The following is a 22,539-nucleotide window of genomic DNA, read 5'->3' on the forward strand; positions in this document are numbered from 1 at the left end:
AGAACCCACTGCATTAAGGCTCAATGCGTTGATCTCATCACCGTCAGAGTTGATGGCCACGCCGTTCTCCGCAAGAACCACGTAGCGCATTACACCGCTATCATCCGCAGCATCTTCACCACCGATAAAGCCTGCTTCACCCTCACCGTCAACATTACAGGGTGTGGAGTCACAAGCATTGTGAGGAGCAAATCCGCTGATCTGCACGCCACCCCACTCACCAGGACCTTCGATACCATCATCAACCGAAGAGAACACGATCGGTGCCATTGCTGTGCCTACGGCATTGATCTTGCTGCCGCGGGTCACATGAAGCACTGAAGCTGCCAGTGGGTCATCAGATGGCAAGCCAACGATCGAGACACCGGGAGCGATAGTCAGCGTTGCGTTCACCAGAGAAGCACCGCCCTGACAAGTCGTAGCGTCGGTCAGGAGGCAGTTACCATTACCGATGTTTACGCGACCATCCAGCTGGTAAACATTACCGGCCGTCAACGTCAGATCACTGAGATAGGTACCATTAAGACGGCATACACCGGCCTCAACTTCCTCTGTACCTTCAGGACAACCCTCGACTACGGGAGGAATAGCGTTTCCTGCACCGAAGTCCAGCGTCCAACCGGCCCACCAGGGATCGGATCCATCAGGATTCACAGCGCCCATGTAAGTCGTAGGCTCAAAGAAGCTGGCATCGAAGTCCTGGGGATCGCCGTCCGCAACGCTCGGCAGATCAAAGCTAGCGCCAATGGCATCCCAATCAATGGCCGTGATACCGGAAGCCGCAGTCGCCTGAGACGCCAGAATGTCATCGAGGGAAGCCGCGGCAATAACGACAGAATCGTTATCTACGGAAGGCTCATTCGACAGCATGCCGCCCGCACCAGGGATGTTGGAGCAATCCTGAATCCAGTTATTGAATACCAGAGACATATTGATGTTGGCCTCTGCACCATCTTCGATCTGCGCACAGGTATCGAAGGTGCCCGTCGCGTCACCCGCAACAGTCATTACCATGTTGTGGAAGAATCCACCGGTGCTGTCCTTGAAGCGAGTGATGAAAGGCGAGTCATCGGCCTGCTTGTCAGCGATAACAGTGGTATTGACCACCGTTGGCTTGGACAACCACTCCAGTGAACCCTCGGTATCCATCTCAAAAGCTTCACCGCTGCCGCCGCCGTGCTGCTTAACGAGGACGTACTGCAAGTTGCCCTGATAGCCCTCATCCCAGTCAACGGAGTCGTCGTTGGCATTGGAAACGACAAGGTGCTTCATGTTGGCGGTGCCACCATAAAACTCCACACCGTCATCCGATGTCTCGTGAATCTGAATGAAATCAAACTCGGTACCAGAACCCACGGCATTCAGGCTGAGACCATTGATCTCGTCACCGTCAGAGTTGATGGCAACGCCATTTTCCGCAAGAACTACGTAGCGCATCACACCGCTATTGTCGGCTGCATCATCACCACCGATGAAGCCTGCTTCGCCTTCACCGTCCACATTACAGGGATCGGTGTCACAGGCGTTGTGGGGTGCAAAACCGGAAATCTGCACGCCGCCCCACTCGCCAGGTGTGGAGAAGTCGGGATCGACAGAGGAGAAGATAATAGGCGCTGCTGCAGTACCCACAGCGTTGATCATGCTTCCGCGCGTAATGTGCAGCACCGCTGCACTCAAAGGATCATCCGAAGGGAGACCACGAACACTCACGCCAGGCTCAATGGTAAGTGTTGCATTGACCAGGGCATCGCCGTTGTCACAGGTAGTGGCGTCCGACAGGAGGCAGTTACCATTACCGATGTTAACGCGGCCGTCCAGCTGATAGACGTTGCCAGCGGCCAGGGTTAGATCGCTCGTGTAAGTGCCACTGAGCAGGCAGGTTCCTGAGGCAACCTCTTCTGTTCCCGTAGGACAAGCCGTGGGATCAGTGCCGCCATTTCCGCCACCGTTACCGCCACCGTTGCCGCCGCCGTTACCGGTGCCGCCATCGCCACAACTGGCATCGCCGTTACAGACATTACCGCCGCCCGTGTCAGTCGTTGGCGCATCGATAATAATCGATGCACTGTCGCCCTCGGAGCATCCGGATAGGCCCACCAGGGCCCCGGAGGCTACGAGAGCTAATACAAACTGCTTGTTCATCACTATACTCCCTAGTGGATGTCATTGACCCGTTTGGGTCTTCTAGTACTGCTTAGAATTCCCAGTCGAGTCCGAGCTGGAAAGTAGTGCCCTTTTCATAGAACTGGAATACTTGATCCCCTTGGGTGTACTCCACTTCCGCGTCAAATATGTTTTCAATACGCGCCTTCAGGCTTGCCTTTTCTGATATGTCGTAGCGGTAAACCAGATTGAGCTCACCTCGCTCCTCTAACAAAACGTTGGGGAGTCCGAGAATGCCGACGTCAGCGATAGACTCTCCTGTGTGGTTGTAAAGCAGCGTTAACTGGTGCCCGCCGGGTACGTTGTCATAGCCGATGACGAAGTTGGCTGTGTACTCCGGTTGTCCCTGCAGTGCTCGCGTGTCGCCATTGAGAAGGGTGACTTCCGACTCGATGTAAGCCGCATTGAAGGAAACAAAGAGTGTGTTGTTGTAGTCATCAGTCAACAAAAACTCTTTGCGACCCTCTAACTCGGCACCGTAGAGTTCTGCCGCTTCGGAGTTCTGAAACGTTCGGGAGTTACTGGCCGTACCGGAAGCCGCCTGATAGACCCGCTCGATCGGATCGGTCATGTCTTTGTAAAATATCGCCGCTGACAAGTTGTCGGTATCGTTATCGCCGAAGTACCACTCCCAACGCAGGTCAGCATTGAAAATGTCGGAAATCGTCAGATTTGGATTACCCCTCACACGAACGTTGAATTCGTTGTCAAAGAACACAGCGTTGGAGGCTTCTTTGAAATCCGGTCTCGCGACGGTTTGACTCACGGCGAGTCGCAATTGCTGAGTGTCCGAGTAGAACCAGTTGATTCCCAGAGCGGGTAACAAGCTCCCTTCGTCAACAATGCCCTGAACAGGGTTACCCGTGGTCAGGTCGAAAGTATCGGTGACCTGCTCGTACTGCTCGTAGCGGGCACCGGCAATAATCTCCCATACGCCATCAAAGGTATGGTCGTACATGGCGTATATGCTGTTGTAATCCAGTTCCGCCTCGTACTCATCCGATACCTGAGTTCGCACCTGGAAGAGGAAGCCAGTGGTGGGGCTATCCTGTACGCCACCCTGGGCATTGTCTTCACAGGTCACGGTCCCCGGACCCTCGCCACAAACAAAGATATTATCAGAGACCAGGACGTTTGGAGATGCGCTTAGCGTGGCGTCTGCACCATTGTTGAAGTAGCCGTAAGTCGCGCTATCTGCATCACGTTCACGGTAAATAGCCTGGGCTCCAAAACGCAGCTGGCCAAAGCTGGCGCCATTGTCGAAGAGATCCCAAGTGATATCAAAGGAGCCGTCGAAGTTGTTATCAATGAGGTCGTCGTAGCGCTTTGATGAACTACCTGACGAGAAGAAAAACCCATTCAGCAGATCGCCCTGCTCATCGTTGGGAAGCGAAAAATCGTAGCCTTCACGCAAATCCGCGGGCTCCGTGAGGTTTGCTTCTGCGTTAAATCGCACGTCTGTACGCCCCGGTACATAACGACGCGCCTGACTACCTGTGAACTGCCACTCCGCAAAAATTGACCCGTCTTCATTAAGGAAGTGCGATCCAACTATCTGTGAGGACAAAAACTGCCGCTCTTCCCACTGACTCGTTGCCTGGTAAACCGAACGGAATTCGTCGCCTTCTCGTCCTACGGAGCGTTCAACAAAACTTTCCGTGGAGCGCGACACAACATTGTTCCACTCAAAGGTGTTGTTTCCGATGTTGTAGCCAACAGACACAAGGCCAGAGATGTCGATATTTTGAGAGTAGGATTCGTAACTTTGGTCGTCGGCGACAATCCCACTGGCGCTATAGCTGCGGCGGATACCGTTACCGCGCTGACTCCACTCGTTGGAGTAATTTACGGCGGTGTAAAAGCCCAGCTCGCCCTCACCAAGATAAAACAAGTCTCCGTAGTTAAAGCCCAGGCCGCCGTTTGGCGTGGTATCAGCAAAATCGAGGTCCCAATCCTGAGCAAGCACGATGCCCGCGGTGCGCTGGAGCTCTCTCAATACACTCTGTTGCAGGGTAAAACTGTTGCCATCGTCATCCGTGAAGGTTCCGCCATCGGAGACAATATCCCCGATTGTGGAAACAATAATACTTTCCTCGCGCGTGCCATCATCCCAGCCGAGGAAGTCAAAGTCGCCGCTAGCCGGATCAACACCCACGGTGTTGCCGGTAAGATCTGTCACATAGCCCAGCGACGCCGTAATATTTGCCGAGCGCTCATCGGGAAACGTCTTAGTATTGATCACCAGATTACCGCCCGTAGACTCGCCAGGCATGAAGGGCAAAAAGGTCTTTTTGATGTCCAGCTGGTTGACGAAGTTGGAGGGGAACAAATCCAGGGGAACCGTACGCTTGGTCGGGTTTGTCGACGGCATTGTCGAGTTGTTCAAGGTCGACGTTACGTAGCGACCACCCAGGCCACGGATAAATACGTACTTGTCGTCCTGTACCGCAACACCCGGCACACGAATTACGGACGCCGCAACATCGGAATCGCCAAAGCGCGCTAGCTCCTCAACGCCCAGGGTGTCAACGATCAAATTCGTGTCGCGCTCCGACAGCTCAAAACCGCTGGCGTCGAAAGTTCCCAACACAAAGACTTCCTCGATCTGGGGCGCCGCGATAGAGAAACCCGCATCGGCCTCGGGCAGGTTTATCTGCACACCCCGGGTCACCCCCGCTACAACCCGCACATCGCTCGAGACTCCGCCCGTCGTCACTCGATACAAACCCCTGGGAACTGCCTTGGACGCTTGGCCCTGTGCGTTCGTCGACACACCACCCTGAGCGTTTGAAATAGTCACGAGTTGGTTGGCGGCTGCGTCAGTCCCTTTTCGAACCGTGATCTGCAGCTCCCCCGTAGGGAGATCGCGCCGCTCGGCTGCCGACTCTGTCCGGGAGTACACCTCGATGATTGCCTCGTCGTCGCCACTAGCTAAATCAGAAACAACATCGACCAATTGGCCCGACGCCGAAGAGAACCGTTCACGCTGGGTGTTGCCGTCGCTGGAAGTAATCGTCAGGACACGCTGCCCGCTGCCTTCCAGGTCCACGAACAATGACCCGTCTTGGCGGGTTGTGCCCGCAGTTTCGCCATCGAGCGTCACGGTCGCACCCTGCACGGGCGCGCCTCCGCTGAACACATAGACCAAAAGCTCGTCAGCAGCCATCGACGGTTGGGTGAAGCAAAGTACAGATACCAAGACTGGCCAGGTACGCCGAGCGCCAAACAACTGTGTCATTACGACCTCTAAGTCAGAAATTTTGACGTGGAAGAGTGAAAGCTTCTTCCGTGCACAAATCCAATCCACGCATCGTAGGGACGCAATGTGACGGAAATATTATGGATATATGACGAATTTGTTACAGCCTGAAAACTGGCGTCACAAAAATTTCAAGGAACTATCTTTTTTCTGCAATGAATGCTGTCGACGATGTGCGCAGTCTTCGGAGGGTTACTCATGGAAAAGCAAGCAAGCATCAATACATCCGAAAAACAGCGTCTAAGAGAGAGCATCGCTGAAGAGGTGCGTAGATTTTTGGACGGCGGCGGTAACATTGATGTGCTGGAAAACACACCAGGCAAAGATGTTCAGTATCGCGGCAGCATCTGGGATACCGGCGCCGCCGCCCCGCTTCTGGACTAAGCAGCTTTATCTGCCGGATTTGTTCAGCGCGACTTTAAGGCGATCCTATAAAGGAGGATCGCCGCCCTTTGTGTCTGCTGCGGTAAGGTTCGCAGGTCGGCAACTTCATCTACGGTATGTCCGCCCTCGCCCATTAGACCCAAGCCATCGAGGGCACCATCGACCCGACTGGCCACAAAAGATATGTCCGCGGCCCCCGCACGACGAGGATCTACCGCGATCACCGGGCCATAACCCAGCTCTTCACTAATCGCACTGTACTGCTTGAGTAAATCATCGTTGCCGGCGGATGGCGCCATGGGCGGGTAGCCATGGTTAAAGCTGAGCTGCGCGCTGGTTTGCGCAAGGCTGTCCGCCACGATGTCACGCATAAGTGTTTCGGCCCGGTCGATCTGCTGGGGACTGATGGCCCGCATACCACCGGTAACAACGGCACTCTGGGCAATGACATTGTTCTTACCAAATACCGAGCCGCGGGTGTTTTCATCATCGTGCTCAATGTCCGTACCCGCCATAAGAAGGCCCGGATTAAAGGTGAGATTGGGAATCGCGGACAAGGCAACTCGCCAGGCATCGAGTATTCGAGCTGCCTCAAGGGTTGCCCCAAAACCGATATCATCGCGAAAAATCTGGGACGAATGCGCTGGCTTACCCTGCACAGTCAGGCTCCACTCACTGGAACTGCGCCGCGCTGTCACCACCGTCTCCGGGTCCCCATCACCGTCCTCAAAGCCCAACGCGATATCCGCCCAATCCGCTGCAGCCTGCAACTCTTTATTCGCAACCTCAAGGGGCCTGCCACGAGACTCCTCATCGCCGGTCAAAATCACCCGCAGCTGCAACTCGTCCAGCACTCCGACGCTGGCCAGCGCCTTGGCCGCCTGCAGGATAATCACATTTCCGCCCTTCATGTCAGTGATTCCGGGGCCCGCAGCGTGGTGCTCATCAATGCGAGTAAAACGCTGAAAACTGCTATCTTTGGCAAATACCGTGTCCAGATGCCCGATCAACAAGACCTTTGGCCCCCGGGTTCCCCTCTCAGCGATGAGGTGGCCTCCACGGCCAAAGCTGTCACCGTCCGCCCAGCGCGTGGCAAAACCGGCATCGGTGAACGCTTGAGAGAACAAACGCCCTACTTCACGAACGCCGTCGACATTCATGGTGCCGCTATTGATGTTTACCGCCCGCTCCAACAGCGCCAGAGCATCCTCCTGCCCCCGATTCACCGCATCTCTTATGGCGACCTCAGTGCTATCCAGCGCAACGGCAGGAACTACCAGGTTCAGGGTCAAAACAGCGCCAACAAGGCATCGATACAACATAATGGCAGGGTCTCTTTAGTGAATGAGAATTGGAGGGCTCCGCGCCCAAAGAGGGACAATATTAAACTCAAAAGCCACGATATCCTCCTGACAAGCCCCAAATTGTGAATTCTTTATATCAATGGGCGATAGGTGTGCTTGTATCGGTAACAAAAAAATAGTAGCTCAAAGCAATTATCTCTGCTTAGATACAACTAAGCCCCGATGTGTCAAACCAGAGAGGAATAGCGATGCGCCGACAGAAACGCGATATGACTGCTCGAGCTTACGAGCGTGGTTATCAGGCAGGAGTATCAGGTCGCAGCAGCGAAAGTTGCCCCCATAGTACCGAGCAACAACGTATCAATTGGATCACCGGTTGGCGAGAAGGTCACGCGGACCAGTTGGACGGCCTCATAGGCGTATCTGGAGTGCACCGACTGCGCATGCAGTAGGGCTTGTGCTCCCTGGGGAGCCTCCCATCACCTCTCATCCGTGGTGGATCTAAGATGAACGCTACACTGCCAGCACAGGCGAGCTTCTATAGCGCCGCCGTGGCCGCGCTGGACCTGGATGTTGTCATTTACGAGCCGGTAAGCGACGCAAGAGACTTTCGCATACTCGCAATGAACCCCGCCGCCCTGGAGATTAGTCAGGTCGATGCCTGTCGAGAACAACTGGGTTATTCACACAGTGAGCGAGATAACGATATAGAGGCATGGGTAGCTGACCCGAGTCGACTTGCTCTAGCTAGTCTTACACCCTTTGGCTACTTTGAGCTAAGTCCAGCAACTCACGATTAGCCACGGCAAACATGGCAAAATCGGGAGACGAGGTTGTGTGAAGTTCGCCAAGCATATCGGTCCAGCGTTTTAGCAGCGCGCTCTCCTGCTCCTCCCAGGCTTCGATGCAAGCCAGCACGTCGCGATCATCGCCACGAAGTCTGAGAACGCCCTGTGCAAGCGTGCATTGCTGCCACTGAAGATCCTCAATGTAGGCCTCTCGAGCCATGGCCTGCCACTCATTCTCCACTTTACTGCCCAGCACCTGCGCCCCAAACCAGTCGAGCTCCAAACGTTCCCCCAGATGGTAGTACAGGGATGCAACTTCCATGAGGTCGTTACCCGTTTGCGCCGACACGTCGACAATCGCCAATGCCGTCGCAGCATGCATACACCCAGCTACGCGGGCGGCTGTCTCCGCGCCCACGCCGGCCTCGCGATAATCCTCCAGACGCGACTCGTATTGCTCCGCGGCTCGCCCTCTCAGGAGATCCGGCAAAGCACTTTGCAACTCGGTAACTCCAGCGCAGAATTCTTCGATCATGCTTGTGGGGGTGATCTGGTGCCGTCGGTTTCGAAGCACCCATCGGGTAGCCCGTTTCACCAATCGAATGACATCGAGCATCATTTCTAACTGCGTATCGGAAGCCACTGTGAAGTCCAACGCCTCGATGCTTGCCCAAACCGATGGAACTCCGAATATTTCCATCACCGCTGTATAGGCTCTGGCAACATCTGCCACGGGTGCGCCCGTGGCCTTCTGTTGCCTGAGGACAAAGTTCAAGCCCATACGATTCACAATATCGTTTGCGACCTGTGTACACATAATCTCCCGACGCAGACGGTGCTCCGCCATTTCTTCGGGGTAAATTTCTCGCAGCTTGGGAGGAAACGCAGTGGACACTGCCTGAAGCAGATGCACATCAGTGCCCAGATCCGATGCAATCAGTTCCTCCTTCAATATGGCTTTGCTATAGGAAATGAGCACCGAGAGCTCGGGCCGCATAAGCCCCAGGTCATGGGTGCGACGATCAGCCAGCGCGTCGTCCGTGGGTAAAAACTCCAGCTCCCGGTCCAGACGGCCAGCGTTCTCCAGGGTCGAGATCAGGCGGCGATATTCGCCACTACGCACTCGGGCCTCGCGCTCTGCGATACTAATGGCCTGCACCTGCCGATAATTGTTCGCCAGAACCAACTCGGACACCGACTCCGTCATGTCCTCAAGCAATTGATTCCGATGTTTCTCGGTGAGATCGCCCCGATCCACAATCGCATCAAGAAGAATTTTGATATTGACCTCGTGGTCAGAGCAATCCACTCCACCTGCGTTGTCTATGAAGTCTGTATTAGATCGACCGCCATTAAGCGCAAACTCGGTCCTGGCCAACTGGGTAATTCCCAGGTTGCCACCCTCACCGATAACCTTACAGCGCAGATCCTTCGCATTCACACGCAGGGAATCGTTTGCCTTGTCGCCCACATCCATATGAGTTTCAGAACTGCACTTCACATAGGTTCCGATGCCGCCATTCCAGAGCAGGTCAACTTCCGAGCGCAAGATGGCGCTGATCAGCTCCGTGGGCGTAAGTTGATTCACCGCGATACCGAATCGCGCTTTCATGGGCTCTGAAATCGCTATAGATTTCGCGTTGCGACTGAACACCCCGCCCCCTTCAGAAATAAGCGTCGTGTCGTAATCTGACCACCCGGATCGTGGTAACGCAAAAAGGCGCTCCCGTTCTGCAAAACTCCGCTGCGCGTCCGGGTCGGGGTCAACAAAAATGTGCAGGTGATTAAATGCCGCGAGGAGACAGATATGCTGCGACAGCAACATACCGTTGCCGAACACATCGCCGGACATATCACCGATGCCCACGACAGAAAAATTCGTCGTGGCGACATTGACACCCATCTCTCGAAAATGGCGCTCGACGGAGACCCAGGCGCCACGGGCCGTGATTCCCATTTTCTTGTGGTCGTACCCGACACTGCCCCCGGATGCGAAAGCATCGCCCAACCAGAACCCGTACTCATCGGATAAGGAGTTTGCGATGTCCGAAAAGGTTGCCGTACCCTTATCAGCGGCTACCACCAGATAGGGATCTTCATCGTCCTTACACACCGTGAGTGCGGGGCGAACAATGCGATCTTCTTCACGATTATCGGTAATATCGAGGAGGCCGCGGATAAAGGTCTTGTAGCAGGCAATACCCTCTTCCTGCATTTCGTCGCGACTCATATCCTGACGTAAGCGCTTAGCGACAAATCCGCCTTTGGCGCCTACGGGAACAATCACCGCATTCTTCACTTGTTGAGCTTTAACCAGGCCCAAAACTTCGGTGCGGAAGTCTTCCTGCCGATCAGACCAGCGCAAACCGCCCCGCGCAACTTTGCCACCGCGTAAGTGCACACCCTCGACTTGCGGCGAGTACACAAAAATTTCGAACAACGGCACCGGCCGGGGAATCTCGGGGATATCGCCGGGACGAAGCTTGAAGGAGAAATACGATTTACTATCGCCCAGCTCACCCTGCTGGAAAAAGTTAGTCCGCACCGTGGCAGTGATCAGCTCTACATACTGACGAATAATTCGGTCCTGCCCCAGATTTTCCACGTCATCCAGCGCCAGCAAAATTCGTTCTTTGACGGCGGCCTCGCGCTGGTCTCTCCACTCGTCATCACCATCAAACACCGGCGAAAAACGCGTTAAAAACAACTCGACGATACTCGCGGAGATAGGAAGATGCGCCGCCATGGTTTCTGCAATGTAACTGCGCGAATAGGGGAAATTTATCTGCCCCAGATAGCAGGCATAGGCTCGAAGCAAAGCAATCTCTCGCCAGCTAAGACGACTTCCCAGCAGTAGACGGTTAAACGAGTCACTCTCGGCCTGGCCGTACCAGATGCGAGAAAAGGCATCCTCGAATTCTTCTTTTACCTGTTCAAGATCAATATTTTTGGCCAGGGAATAGATCAGGCTAAACTCCTGTATCCAATAACGTCCCTCGGGAGCAGCCCGCACCGGGTAGGCCCGCTCAGCCACTACGCGTAATCCCAGGTTCTCCAGAATTGGCAGCACGTCGGACAAGGGTAACGGCGAGCCCTTACGATACAAACGCAGCTTAAGGTGATCGTCTTTTTCTTCCAGCAAGCGGTACAGATTCATCCCCAGACGATCAGTGCCGTTGAGGGCCAAAATATGCTGGATATCCAGGACTGCGACTCTGGGGTCAAAGTCATCGCGATAACCCGGCGCAAAGCCTTCTCCGAGCTCCCGCATGAGCTGCTCGCCGCGTTCCTCACCAAATTCCTCTAGTAATCTGAGTCGAAGCCGGTCCTTCCACGCTAGCGTTGCCTGCACGATCTGCTCCTCGATTTCCCTGACGTCAAACTCTTGGTTGTGCGTTGGATCTACGCGCAGTACAAAATACACACGAACCAGCACAGATTCGGTGAACTGCGTATTGAACTCAGACTCTTCTGCTGCAAAGGCCTTGGTCAAAATTTGTTGTATGTTCACCCGCCGCTGCGTCGTGTAGCGATCCCTCGGCATGTAAAGGAGACAACTGATGAACTTGCCGTGGGCATCTTTGCGCACAAAGAGTCGTGTATGTCGACGTTCCTGTATCCGATTCACCGCCGAGGTTGTATGAAACAAATCTGCGGTAGATGACTGAAAAAGCTCGTCCCGAGGCATCAGCTCCAGAACACGCTTGAGCTCCCGCCCATCGTGCTCCTCCGCCGCGAGACCCGAGAGCTCCAGCACCTGAGCCACCTTGGACCGCAGAATGGGAATATGCGCGGGATCCATGTTGTATACGGTGGCCGTGTAATGGCCAAGGAATCGATGTTGACCCGTGACCCTACCGGCACCATCAAAAGTTTTGACTTCGACATAATCAGGATAAGCCTGTCGATGGACCCGGGCACGCTGCCGCGACTTACCAAAACTCAGCTGCCGACGATGAAATTCCTCCAACGCCATCGAGGCCAGGTCGTGACCCAGATCCGCAGCGCCTCGAGTATCCCGTTGACGGAGGACACCCAAACTACGCTGAGGATCGACAACCACCTCATCTCCCTCAACGCTTAAGTATTCGTAACCGAGAAACGTCATGTGATCGCTACGCAGCCACTCCAGAAAAGCCGCGGCTTCGTCACGAAAGTCATCGCTTACACAGCCCGCGCCCGCAATGCATTGCTGCGCCTCACTCAAGCGCTCTCGCATGGACCCGAAGTCGCCGACCACCAGTGCGACCTCTTCGAGTATCTCTTGTAGCGTCTCGCGGAGATCATCGAGCTCGCTCAAATCACTATGTCGGGTGATCTCAAAATACAGAAGACTCTCTGCGGAGGCTTCGGTGGCATCGTCTTCGGCGCTTAGGAGCATCTGTAGCTCACCGCTGTCGTCCCGCTGTACCCGCAGGTTACAACTCGCTAAACAGTGAATCCCCAGACTACGCTGATTGATTTCTCCGCGGACCGAGGCTGTGCAAAAGGGCATATCACGACAGAGAATGGCGACAATCGTAGACGAGCTTTCCCAGCCATGACTGCTGATCTGCGGATTGAGCAAACGGACCTTTGGGGCATCTCCGCTCCAGCTGTGCATAAACCGCATCAGGCCATAGAGCATTCCATAAAGATTATCCGGGGAGCGATCTCGCATGTCTTCGGCGGAGAAGCGGCTAAAGAAAGAGTCCGACAGGCGATTCAGGTCTTCCCGATGGCTCTCATCGGCCCGTTTGGCAACGATACCCTCGATGTCGTCAAGCAAAGCCTGCTTGAGTGTTTCCCACGCCATGGCGTGTCCCCCTCACTATATGCGCGTCTCTGCGCTTCGCCTGTAATCAGTGTATCGCAAAGGCTTCTCCTTTGAGCGGCACGATACGGGAACTTTCCCACAAACTATGAGTCGATTACCCGAAGATCAGGTGCTCCGCGGGCTTTACTCCGTTAGAATCGCACCCCTCTTGCGTGCGCCGCATGCCAGACAGGCCATCAACTTGATTACGCTGACTGAAAACCGACAGGAGAGACCTTGACCTCTAGCGATCTAAGACAATTGGAACAGTGGCTGGACCAACAGATTATTGGCCAGAGCCATCTTGTACAGCGGCTCCTCATTGCCTTGCTGGCGGATGGGCATCTTTTGGTCGAGGGCGCGCCGGGGCTTGCAAAGACTCGCGCGATCAAATCCTTGGGGGACGCCCTGGAAGGCAATTTTCACCGCATCCAGTTCACGCCGGATCTTCTGCCGGGTGATGTGACGGGCACGGAGATTTATCGGCCGCAGCAAGCAAGCTTCCACTTTCAGCAGGGGCCGGTGTTTAGCAATCTGGTACTTGCCGATGAGATCAACCGTGCTCCCGCAAAGGTGCAGTCGGCATTACTCGAGGCCATGGCCGAACGTCAGGTCAGTGTGGGCAGTCAGAGTTATGCGCTTCCTCGTTTGTTTCTGGTCATGGCGACACAAAACCCTATTGAGCAGGAGGGAACCTATCCTCTCCCGGAAGCCCAGCTGGACCGATTTCTTTTGCATGTCAAAGTCGACTACCCGAATGCTGACGCCGAGCGGGAGATCCTTCGCCTGACTCGATCCGAGGCTGCCAAAAACACCCCCGCAGAAGCGCCCCAACTTGCCCAGGAAAGTGTTTTCCAAGCGCGGGAAGAAGCCCTCGCCTTACACATGGCTCCTGCCGTTGAGGAATACATCGTACAACTCGTTATTGCCACCCGGGATCCGGCACCGTACAGCGAGGACCTGGCGCATTGGCTCGACTATGGCGGCAGCCCCCGCGCCACCATCGCCCTGGATCGTTGCGCTCGAGCTCACGCCTGGCTGCAGGGTCGTGACTTTGTCTCTCCCGACGACGTTCAGGCCGTAACTGCAGATGTGTTCAGGCACCGACTGCTCTTAAGCTTTGAGGCTGAAGCTGCAGGTGTGCGCAGCGATGAAGTCATTGACGAGATACTCAGATTGGTACCGGTGGCCTGACATACCGGTGTTGACGCTAGATCCCTCACAAGCTGCGCAAGGCGCAACCGTCGATATAGCTCGACTGCTGGCACTGCGGTTTCCTGCACGACAGCTGGATATTCGCAGGCGCCGTCGCGCCCTCGCGCAGCTCTCGGGCGGCCAACGTTCGAACTTCCGCGGCAGGGGCATCGAGTTTGAAGAAGTGCGGGGTTACCAGCCGGGTGACGACATTCGTGCCATCGACTGGCGTGTTACTGCACGAACGGGTTCAGCCCACACAAAGATGTTCCACGAAGAACGAGAGCGGCCGGTGTTGCTGGTGGTCGATCAACGGGCATCTATGCAGTTCGGTTCGCAAAACTGTTTCAAAATTGTGCTTGCGGCAGAGCTGGCAGCCCTCCTTGCCTGGAGCGCACTGGGTAGCAATGAGCGCGTGGGCGGTCTTCTCATGCGGGACAGAGACCACTGGGAAATGCGCCCCAAAAACAGTCGGCGTACAGTACTGGCTTTGCTATCTGCCCTGGCCGAAACGCCTCCCGTAAAAGATCCAGCCTCCGATGGGGATAACCGCTTTAGTGACTTGCTCCGCAGTGTGCGCAGAGTCGCCCGCCCGGGATCCAGCGTCTTTATCGTCAGCGACTTTGATGGAGCGGAGCAGGACGCAGCGCGGGAAGAGTTGTTTCAGCTCGCTCGCCACGTAGAAATTACCGCCATCCACTGCAGTGATCCTCTGGAATCCCAGCTCCCCCCTGCCGGGCGCTACAGCGTTACTGATGGCCAGGCGCGTGCGGAGCTCGACACGGGCTTATCGGGTATATCTCAACGGTTTACCGAGCTCTACGATCAACGGCTTGAAGGCTATGAGCAACAGCTTCAGAGACTGGGTATCCCGATGCTTCGGGCAGATACGACCCAGGCGCCCCTGACCTTACTACGCAATATTTACGGCGCGCAGACGGCCAGCCCAAGCTCCTCGTCAGCTAAAGCGACTGCAAACAAGCATGGATCCTGATTCGATCATAAACATGCTGGAACCTCTCCGGGACCCGGCTGCCGTGCATTGGTGGCCCCTGGCACCGGGGTGGTGGCTCCTCGCCTTAGTAGTTTTGAGTCTTATGGGCTACGGCCTTTATCGTCTTTGGCGCTTTCACCTTCGGGCGGCGCCACTGAGGGCGGGTCGCAAAGCCTTTGCCTCGCTGGAGCAGGCCGAGCTGAGCAATAGCGAACAGGCCAGCGAACTTGGATTGCTCCAACGCAAAGTGGCCATCGGCGTTGCGGGCCGCAAAGCCTGCGCGGGGCTTACGGGTCAGGAATGGGCTGAGTTTTTAAACGGGCTGACCAAGAGCAAGGAAGCATTCTTTGACGCAAGCCTTACGCAGTTCGCCTATCAAGCCCAGATAGACCGACAGGATTGCGACAGTGCTCTGCAGGCTACGCGGCGATGGCTGCAAGACCTGGAGCGGCCGCAATGATTACTCTGGTCTGGCCAGCGATACTGCTACTACTGCCCCTGCCGTGGCTAGTTCGGCGCTTTGTTCCACCCCGGACCGTCGAGCGTCCGGCGCTGCGAGCCCCTTTCTTTCAGCGTTGGCAAAGCCTTGCCGATGCCGACCAAGAGGCGGTAGCCAGCGTCGCAAGAAAGGTGCCTGCCATTGCCCTCTGGGGTATCTGGCTTTGTCTGTTATGCGCGGCGGCCCGACCGCTGTGGGTGGGCGAAGCCATAGAACTTCCCAATAGCGGACGCGATCTGATGCTCGCCGTCGACATCTCGGGGAGTATGCGCGTGGAGGACATGCAGGTCGGTAATCGTATGGCCCGACGTATCGATGCAGTAAAGCAGCTGGGTAGCGACTTCATGTCCCGTCGCAGCGGCGATCGCCTGGGCCTCATTCTGTTTGGCAGTCGCGCCTACCTGCAGTCTCCCCTGAGCTTTGATATTCAGACAGTGCAGCGCTTCCTCATGGAATCGCAGATTGGGTTTGCGGGGCAGGAAACAGCCATTGGTGATGCCATAGGTCTCGCCGTAAAACGCCTACAGGAGCGACCCGCCACCAGTCGGGTGCTCATTCTGTTGACGGACGGCCAGGATACGGCAAGTACGGTAGACCCGCTGGAGGCCGCCAATTTGGCCGCGGATCTGGGCGTGCGTATATACACCATTGGTATCGGCGCTGACTCCCTCACTTTGCCTGGTCTTCTTGGCTCTCCGCTGGGCGCCCGCACGGTGAATCCCTCGGCAGATCTCGATGAAAGCAGCCTCATCGAGATCGCCACCAGCACGGGCGGACAATACTTCCGCGCCCGGGATCCGGAAGAGCTCGCCACGGTTTATCGCCTGCTGGAACAGTTGGAACCGCTGGAAATAGACAAGGCCCTTTACCGACCCCAACAATCTCTTACGGCGCTGCCTTTACTCATCGCCCTGGCACTGAGTTTTGCCTTGGTAATAAATTACCTATGGACGCATCGGTCCGTCACTGCGGCGCGCAATCCCCATCAGGGTGCTGCTCATGAATGAGATCATGAATGAGATCATGAGCAACTTCCACTTTTTGCGCCCGCAGTGGTTGCTACTTCTTTTGCCTGGCGTAGTGCTCGGCATTTTTTTATGGCGGCAACGCGGCCAGGAAGCCAGTTGGTCTCGCATCGTGGCGCCTGAGCTCCTTACGCATCTCATCAGCTCCGAATCTCTGCGCCGGAGTCGCAGCGGTTTACCCGCGCTGCTTGTAGCCTGGGTTGTCGGAATCCTGGCGGCGGCGGGCCCCAGTTGGCAACAACTGCCCCAACCGGTTCTTCAAAAGCAGGACGCGCTCGTCCTCGTTCTGGATCTCAGTTATTCCATGCTCGCTACAGATCTACAGCCGTCGCGACAGGATCGAGTTCGACGCAAGCTTCTGGACTTGCTGCGCGAGCGCAAAGAAGGCCTGACCGCTCTCATCGCCTACGCAGGGGACGCGCACATCGTTGCCCCGCTCACCGATGACAATCCCACAATCGCCAACTTATTGCCGGCATTAACGCCACAGATGATGCCCCTCCCCGGCTCCAACCCGGTGGACGCCCTAGAGAGAGCCGTGGCACTTCTGGACTCTGCGGGTGTTCGTCGGGGGCGTATTTTGCTGGTGACCGATGGCATCCGGAATCGCGACGTCAGCGGCCTCCGCGCGATACTCGAGGGACGAGCTCGGGATCTGGCAATACTCGGAGTTGGAACCCGGGTGGGCGCGCCCATCGCCCTTCCCGGAGGCGGATTTCTGAAAGACCAGAGTGGCGAGATTGTCGTTCCCGCTCTGGATGAGGATTTGCTTCGGGATCTCGCCGCAGACACCAACGGTGCTTATCGCACCATGACCGTAGACGACAGCGATTTGCGAGCGCTACTGGCAAGCTCGGATATCGTAGACGATGATGACACCATCTCCCTCGATCGTCGCGCTGACCGCTGGCAAGACATGGCCCACTGGCTGGTCTTACCGCTGCTGCTCATTGCATTGGGCAGCTTCCGACGAGGCTGGGTGTATCTATTGCCGCTGATGGTCACGGTTTTTCCGGCCCCAAAGAGCCACGCTTTTGAATGGCAGGATCTATGGCTGCGGGCCGATCAACGGGGACAGCGGGCTTTGGAGGCAGGTGATTCGGCCCGCGCCGCCGAGCTGTTCGAGAATCCGGCCTGGCGCGGGACTGCAGCATTTAAGGACGAAAACTATGCCGCCGCCGCTGAGGCCTTTGGGGATGAAGACAGCGCCGACGCCTGGTACAACCGCGGTAACGCACTGGCAGCGCAGGGTGAACTTGAGGCTGCGATCGACGCCTATAAGCAATCTCTCGAACGCAAGGCCGATCAGGAAGACGCTCAGAAGAACCTCGCCACCCTCGAAGAACTGCTAAAACAGCAGCAGGAGCAGCAGAGCCAGCAAGGCGACTCTCAGCAGCAGCCCCAGGACTCTGACGGCAATGAAGAGCAGCAAAACGGCGACAACAGCCAACAAAATCAGCAGTCCCAAAACCCGCAGGACCCGTCGGGTGAGCAGAATGAGCAGCAGCCCGGTTCCAGCGATCAGTCTCAGTCCGATAACAACCAGGAGCAAAGCCAGCAAGACGCGGATAGCGAGCAAGGGTCTCAGGGCGACAGCGAGCAATCGGAACAGGCGCAACAGCGTCCTATGCCCCAACCCCAAATCGATAATAGCGCTATGCAGGAAGACTTGGAGAAGGACCAGGCGATGCAGCAGTGGCTGCGTCGTGTACCCGATGATCCATCGGGTCTGTTAAGAGAAAAGTTTCGTTTTGAAAGTCGTCAGCGACAGCAGCAGGGAAAGAGCCGTGACACAAAAGAAATCTGGTAAGCATTTTCTCTGGGTGATTATGGGCCTGCTGGCGGTATTGGTATCCCCGGCGCAGGCTGCTCTGGAGGCCTCCCTGGACCGCTATAGCATCGCCATGGGTGACAGCGTTCGCCTGTCCCTTCGCAGTGATGACGACAGCGACCCAAGTGATGCCAGCCTGGATGGGCTCCAGGAGCTGTTTGAGGTTCTCCAGCGCTCCTCTAACATCAGCACACGGATAATTAACGGCGAGCGAAGCCAGACCCGTGAACTTACCCTTGAATTAACACCCCGGCGAGAAGGCTCTCTGGTGATTCCGCCCTTTGAAGTAGACGGAAAACGCAGTGAGGCATTGGCAGTAACCGTTGGACCTGAACCTACCATGCAGGCCGCGGATGAGATGGTGGTCTTCGAAGCCGAAGTAGATCGCTCCAAAGTGTATGTACAAGGGCAGTTATTACTAACGCTACGAGTACAGCAAGCGGTGAATCTAGACTCCCGCAGCATCAGTGAGCTGGAAATCGCTAACGCCTATGTCGAAACCCTTGGACAAAACTCTTTTCAACGGACCATCAATGGTCGTCCCTGGCTGGTGCATGAAATCCGCTATGCCATTTTCCCGGAATCCAGCGGCGAGCTGGTAATCCCCGCGCAAACCTTCTCCGGCCGTATTGCTTCGGGACGCCGAACATTGTTTGACACTCGTCCCGCAGGCCGCCTGCTGCGGCGCCGAAGTGAAGAGCTTGTTATTCCCGTGCTACCGCGCCCCGACAGCTATCCAGTAGCAACCTGGCTACCGTCATCCAATCTGCGCATCGAGGAACAGTGGTCAGCCCCCCTTGATCAATTGCGTATTGGTGACTCAATCACCCGAACAATCACCATTACCGGCGAAGGTCTTCAGGGCGCGCAGCTTCCGCCCATCGATGGCAATAGCGCCGACGGACTTCGTGCCTATCCGGATCAGCCCCTGATCAACAACGTTAACGGAGACGGAGGCGTCACGGGTATACGCACTGACAGTCTCGCACTCGTGGCGGTGGGCGATGGCGTTTACGAACTTCCAGCACTGGAAATTCCCTGGTGGGACACCGAGAGCGACAGCCTGAAAATTGCCAGGCTACCGGCACAGCGACTGACGGTTGTACCAAGCCCCGGTAGCCCAAGCACCCCATTGGATATTGATGGCAGCGTCACCACAGCACCGGTGGGGACCTCTGTTTCGACGAGTATCGCTGGTTTAGCGGGTACTTCGGATGTATGGCCCTGGATCGCCGGAGGCTGCGCCAGCGGCTGGTTAATCACTTCGCTGCTGTGGTGGCGTCGCTCACAGCACTCTCCTCCTCAACAGGCGGCACCGCAGGTCATCGAAGACAAAAAGTCACCTAAGCTCTTTGAGGCCTGCAAGGAGAACAATCCGGCCATCGCCCGGGAGGCTCTGCGAGCCTGGCTCCACGAACAGGGGCATAGCGCTCCCATGGAAGACTGGCTACTGGCGCAAAACTCTCCTGCTCTCACACAAGCGGTTCAGGAGCTTGAACGCTGCCTCTATCGCGGCGAGGACAGGACCGCCGGCGATGAATCAACAGGCGTCGAGACCCCAAATCATTGGGACGGAAGCGCCCTGGCAGATGCCATACGTGCACTGCCCAAGGCGAGCAAACAGCGCCCGCCAAAAAGCGCACTTCCAGAGCTCTACCTAAGCCAGTGATTTGCTCACGACCTCGTATACGTCGGGTGACAACGACGACAACTCTGAGAGTCGCACAAGCTCTGCTCGCATAAGTTCGGCGCCTTCTGCGTAGTTGTTCCAACGGGTAAGGGGCGTTAACAAGCGCGAGGCGATCTGCGGGTTTTGCTCATTGAGAGACTCCACAACCTCCCCTAACAGCCTGTAGCCTTCACCATCTGCTCGGTGAAACTGCACCGCATTGCCATTGGCAAATCCGCCAATCAACGAGCGGATTTTATTGGGGTTGCGGCTATCGTAAGCAGGGTGCGACATCAGTGTACGGATGCGACTGACGGCATCCCCACTGGTGTTTTCGGCTTGCACAGAGAGCCAGTGGTTCATGGCCAGGGCTTCTCCTGCAAAACGCTCATAGAAGTCCGCAAGTAACTCCTCGCCAAGAGTCTCCTCGCCTTCGCGCAACACAGCGCGCAAGGAGACCAAACGGTTGGTAAGATTATCTGCAGCGAAATAGTAGTCCGCAGCGCGCATCACACCCTCGTCACCTGCCGTAGCCAGGTAATCAAGCGCAACGTTCGCCAAGGCACGCGACCCAATCTGATTTCCTGTCGCCGAGTAAGATGCATCCACTCGTTGCGACACAAAAAGTGATTCCCAGCGATCCTGGAACACTAGCGCGAGGGACCGTCTAAGGCTCTCGCGCGCTCGAAAAATGCCATGGACGTCTGCCTTGCCGTTATGACTTGCAAGCTCCGTAAGCGTAGTTTCCGAGGGCAGACGAAGCATATCCGCCTGTACCGCCGGATCCATGGATTGACTGCATATCGCTGTCACCGCCGACTCAAGTATGGGATCAAGAGCGCTAATAGCGATGTCGTTCTGAAGATCATGTAATGCAGACACCATCAGCTGCTGCATCGCATCCCAGCGCACAAACTCATCATCGTCGCGGCTGACCAGATTGAGCAACTGCTCCCGTGTGTAGGGATAGTCCACACGCACGGGCGCAGAGAATCCCCGTAGCAGCGATGGCGTAGGACGCTCGGGTAGCTCTGTGAAGCGAAACTCCTGGGAAGGCTTATCGACAATGAGAGTGCGGTGCGTATTGTCTTCGCTTTCTACATCTGGCGACTCTTTCTCAAGCGTTAAGCGCAGATTTCCAGCCTCTCCCAGAAGCCCCATGGCGAGAGGTATTACCAAGGGGGCCTTCTTTGCCTGCCCCGGTGTTGGCGGCGTTTGCTGCGCTATGCTCAGCGTATAGACACTCTGATCCTCATCCCAGCTATCCCTAATCTTCAGCTCCGGAGTCCCTGCTTGAGAATACCAACGCTTAAAATCTGAAAGATCAGCACCGGACGCATCCTCCATGGCAGACACAAAGTCATCACAGGTTACCGCCTGTCCGTCGTGCCGCTGAAAATACAGATCGCTGCCCCGCCGGAAGTTATCCTTTCCAATAAGGGTCTGAATCATGCGCACCACTTCGGCGCCTTTTTCATAGACCGTCAAAGTATAGAAGTTAGAAATCTCAATGAAGGACGCGGGCCGAACCGGGTGCGCCATAGGGCCGGCATCCTCGGCGAACTGCAGCGTGCGCATGGTCATCGCATCTTCGACTCGTTTTAGAGAACGCGACCCCATATCCGCAGAAAACTCAGCGTCTCTAAAGACCGTAAAACCCTCTTTCAGGCTTAATTGAAACCAGTCCCTGCAGGTGACACGGTTGCCAGACCAGTTGTGAAAATACTCGTGGGCAACAATGCTCTCGATACGCTGATACCCAGCATCAGTCGTTGTATCAGGGGCAGCGAGCACGCAGGAAGTGTTGAATACATTGAGGCTCTTGTTCTCCATGGCGCCCATATTGAAATCATCAACTGCCACAATATGGAACACATCCAGATCGTATTCACGACCAAAGCGCTCTTCATCCCAGCGCATAGACCGCTTTAGTGAATCCATGGCATGGTCGCACTTATCCAGATCTTTCTCTTCGACAAGAATGATCAGTCGCACCTCGCGACCGCTCATCGTAGTAAAGCTGTCTTCTACCCGCGCCAGATCACCCGCAACCAGAGCAAACAAATAGCTGGGCTTGGGATGAGGATCTTCCCAGACCGCACGATGACGACCATCATCCAGGGCTTCGCTTTGCACAAGGTTTCCGTTACTCAGAAGCTCCGGGCACTGCTTAGCATCCGCATCGATGGTGACACGGTAAGTCGACATCACATCGGGGCGATCCGGAAACCAGGTGATCTTGCGAAATCCCTCTGCTTCACACTGGGTGCAAAACAAACCTCGTGATCGATACAAGCCCTCAAGAGAGCTATTTGATTGCGGATAAATCCGCGCCGTTGTCTCTAGAATCCCGGTGGCAGGCAGCTGTGCGACAATGAGAAAGTCGTCACTCAGCTCATAGTTGGCCGCATCAACAGGCTTACCATCCAGTGCTAATGCCGAAAGTTCCAGCTCTTGTCCGTTGAGCTCCAGCTTCGCATCGTCCGGCGTACCGGCCGCTCGGCTGAAGTGCAGTCGAGCATGCACAAGACTGTAATCATCGAAGAGCTCGAAGTGCAGTTCCGTACGATCAATACTGTAGGCGGGCGCTTGGTACTCGCTGAGAAAAATGGTTTTGGGCTGCGCATCGCGCAT

14 protein-coding genes are annotated in these 22,539 nt (G+C 55.9%); 9 read left to right on the forward strand and 5 right to left on the reverse strand.

The features are described from left to right. Together ACTG39_RS10555 and ACTG39_RS10560 are read right to left on the reverse strand one after the other, a co-directional pair. A partial coding sequence (locus tag ACTG39_RS10555; RefSeq protein WP_439107519.1) for a hypothetical protein occupies positions 1-2,142 on the reverse strand: 2,142 nt, incomplete at its 3' end. Positions 2,143-2,194: 52 nt separating this feature from the next. Next, complete coding sequence (locus tag ACTG39_RS10560; protein WP_439107520.1) at positions 2,195-5,401, reverse strand: TonB-dependent receptor domain-containing protein; 3,207 nt, start codon at positions 5,399-5,401, stop codon at positions 2,195-2,197. Positions 5,402-5,620: 219 nt separating this feature from the next. On the opposite strand from ACTG39_RS10560, the gene ACTG39_RS10565 reads away from it, so the two are divergent. Continuing rightward, positions 5,621-5,806 (forward strand): hypothetical protein, encoded by a 186-nt coding sequence (locus ACTG39_RS10565; protein ID WP_439107521.1) that lies wholly within the window; start codon positions 5,621-5,623, stop codon positions 5,804-5,806. Positions 5,807-5,829: 23 nt separating this feature from the next. On the opposite strand, the gene ACTG39_RS10570 is transcribed toward ACTG39_RS10565, so the two are convergent. Further along, complete coding sequence (locus ACTG39_RS10570; RefSeq protein ID WP_439107522.1) at positions 5,830-7,128, reverse strand: M20/M25/M40 family metallo-hydrolase; 1,299 nt, start codon at positions 7,126-7,128, stop codon at positions 5,830-5,832. A 230-nt stretch (positions 7,129-7,358) separates the two neighbouring features. Between ACTG39_RS10570 and rmf the strand changes: the two genes are divergently transcribed. Continuing rightward, positions 7,359-7,562 carry a ribosome modulation factor gene (gene rmf / locus ACTG39_RS10575; protein WP_439107523.1) on the forward strand — a complete coding sequence of 68 codons (204 nt, stop codon included), beginning with the start codon at positions 7,359-7,361 and terminating at the stop codon, positions 7,560-7,562. A gap of 54 nt (positions 7,563-7,616) precedes the next feature. After that, complete coding sequence (locus tag ACTG39_RS10580; RefSeq protein ID WP_439107524.1) at positions 7,617-7,910, forward strand: hypothetical protein; 294 nt, start codon at positions 7,617-7,619, stop codon at positions 7,908-7,910. On the opposite strand, the gene ACTG39_RS10585 is transcribed toward ACTG39_RS10580, so the two are convergent. Continuing rightward, positions 7,864-12,693: an NAD-glutamate dehydrogenase gene (locus tag ACTG39_RS10585; protein WP_439107525.1), complete on the reverse strand. Its 4,830-nt coding sequence runs from the start codon at positions 12,691-12,693 to the stop codon at positions 7,864-7,866. The two genes, ACTG39_RS10580 and ACTG39_RS10585, sit on opposite strands and share 47 nt — an antisense overlap. 237 nt (positions 12,694-12,930) lie before the next feature. Here ACTG39_RS10585 and ACTG39_RS10590 point away from each other — a divergent pair, with 237 nt between their 5' ends. Genes ACTG39_RS10590 through ACTG39_RS10615 form a run of 6 tightly spaced genes read left to right on the forward strand, consistent with a single transcriptional unit; the run spans position 12,931 to position 19,905 of the window. Continuing rightward, on the forward strand, positions 12,931-13,887 hold the full coding sequence (locus ACTG39_RS10590) for an AAA family ATPase (protein ID WP_439107526.1): 957 nt from the start codon (positions 12,931-12,933) through the stop codon (positions 13,885-13,887). Beyond that, a complete protein-coding gene (locus ACTG39_RS10595) occupies positions 13,844-14,881 on the forward strand; it encodes a DUF58 domain-containing protein (protein ID WP_439107527.1) in 1,038 nt (345 codons plus the stop codon). Before ACTG39_RS10590 ends, ACTG39_RS10595 begins: the two co-directional genes overlap by 44 nt. Before the next feature lie 13 nt (positions 14,882-14,894). Continuing rightward, on the forward strand, positions 14,895-15,341 hold the full coding sequence (locus ACTG39_RS10600) for a DUF4381 domain-containing protein (RefSeq protein WP_439107528.1): 447 nt from the start codon (positions 14,895-14,897) through the stop codon (positions 15,339-15,341). After that, on the forward strand, positions 15,338-16,387 hold the full coding sequence (locus ACTG39_RS10605; RefSeq protein WP_439107529.1) for a vWA domain-containing protein: 1,050 nt from the start codon (positions 15,338-15,340) through the stop codon (positions 16,385-16,387). The genes ACTG39_RS10600 and ACTG39_RS10605 overlap by 4 nt, the downstream gene beginning before the upstream one ends. Further along, positions 16,380-18,215: a VWA domain-containing protein gene (locus tag ACTG39_RS10610; RefSeq protein ID WP_439107530.1), complete on the forward strand. Its 1,836-nt coding sequence runs from the start codon at positions 16,380-16,382 to the stop codon at positions 18,213-18,215. Before ACTG39_RS10605 ends, ACTG39_RS10610 begins: the two co-directional genes overlap by 8 nt. Further along, the gene (locus ACTG39_RS10615) at positions 18,193-19,905 is read left to right on the forward strand and encodes a BatD family protein (RefSeq protein WP_439107531.1); all 1,713 of its coding nucleotides are present in this window, start codon (positions 18,193-18,195) and stop codon (positions 19,903-19,905) included. The genes ACTG39_RS10610 and ACTG39_RS10615 overlap by 23 nt, the downstream gene beginning before the upstream one ends. Here the strand turns inward: ACTG39_RS10615 and pepN are convergent. Continuing rightward, positions 19,894-22,539 (reverse strand): aminopeptidase N, encoded by a 2,646-nt coding sequence (pepN, locus tag ACTG39_RS10620; RefSeq protein WP_439107532.1) that lies wholly within the window; start codon positions 22,537-22,539, stop codon positions 19,894-19,896. The two genes, ACTG39_RS10615 and pepN, sit on opposite strands and share 12 nt — an antisense overlap.

The sequence above is a fragment of the Congregibacter sp. genome, from assembly GCF_965662665.1.
Taxonomy (GTDB): Bacteria; Pseudomonadota; Gammaproteobacteria; order Pseudomonadales; family Halieaceae; genus Congregibacter.

Coding starts and splice junctions, on each gene's coding strand:
- ACTG39_RS10600 (WP_439107528.1), top strand. CDS start 14,895: ATGCTGGAACCTCTCCGGGACCCGGCTGCCGTGCATTGGTGGCCCCTG.
- ACTG39_RS10570 (WP_439107522.1), bottom strand. CDS start 7,128: ATGTTGTATCGATGCCTTGTTGGCGCTGTTTTGACCCTGAACCTGGTA.
- ACTG39_RS10610 (WP_439107530.1), top strand. CDS start 16,380: ATGAATGAGATCATGAATGAGATCATGAGCAACTTCCACTTTTTGCGC.
- ACTG39_RS10565 (WP_439107521.1), top strand. CDS start 5,621: ATGGAAAAGCAAGCAAGCATCAATACATCCGAAAAACAGCGTCTAAGA.
- ACTG39_RS10580 (WP_439107524.1), top strand. CDS start 7,617: ATGAACGCTACACTGCCAGCACAGGCGAGCTTCTATAGCGCCGCCGTG.
- ACTG39_RS10560 (WP_439107520.1), bottom strand. CDS start 5,401: ATGACACAGTTGTTTGGCGCTCGGCGTACCTGGCCAGTCTTGGTATCT.
- ACTG39_RS10595 (WP_439107527.1), top strand. CDS start 13,844: ATGAAGTCATTGACGAGATACTCAGATTGGTACCGGTGGCCTGACATA.
- ACTG39_RS10585 (WP_439107525.1), bottom strand. CDS start 12,693: ATGGCGTGGGAAACACTCAAGCAGGCTTTGCTTGACGACATCGAGGGT.
- ACTG39_RS10605 (WP_439107529.1), top strand. CDS start 15,338: ATGATTACTCTGGTCTGGCCAGCGATACTGCTACTACTGCCCCTGCCG.
- rmf (WP_439107523.1), top strand. CDS start 7,359: ATGCGCCGACAGAAACGCGATATGACTGCTCGAGCTTACGAGCGTGGT.
- pepN (WP_439107532.1), bottom strand. CDS start 22,539: ATGCGCGATGCGCAGCCCAAAACCATTTTTCTCAGCGAGTACCAAGCG.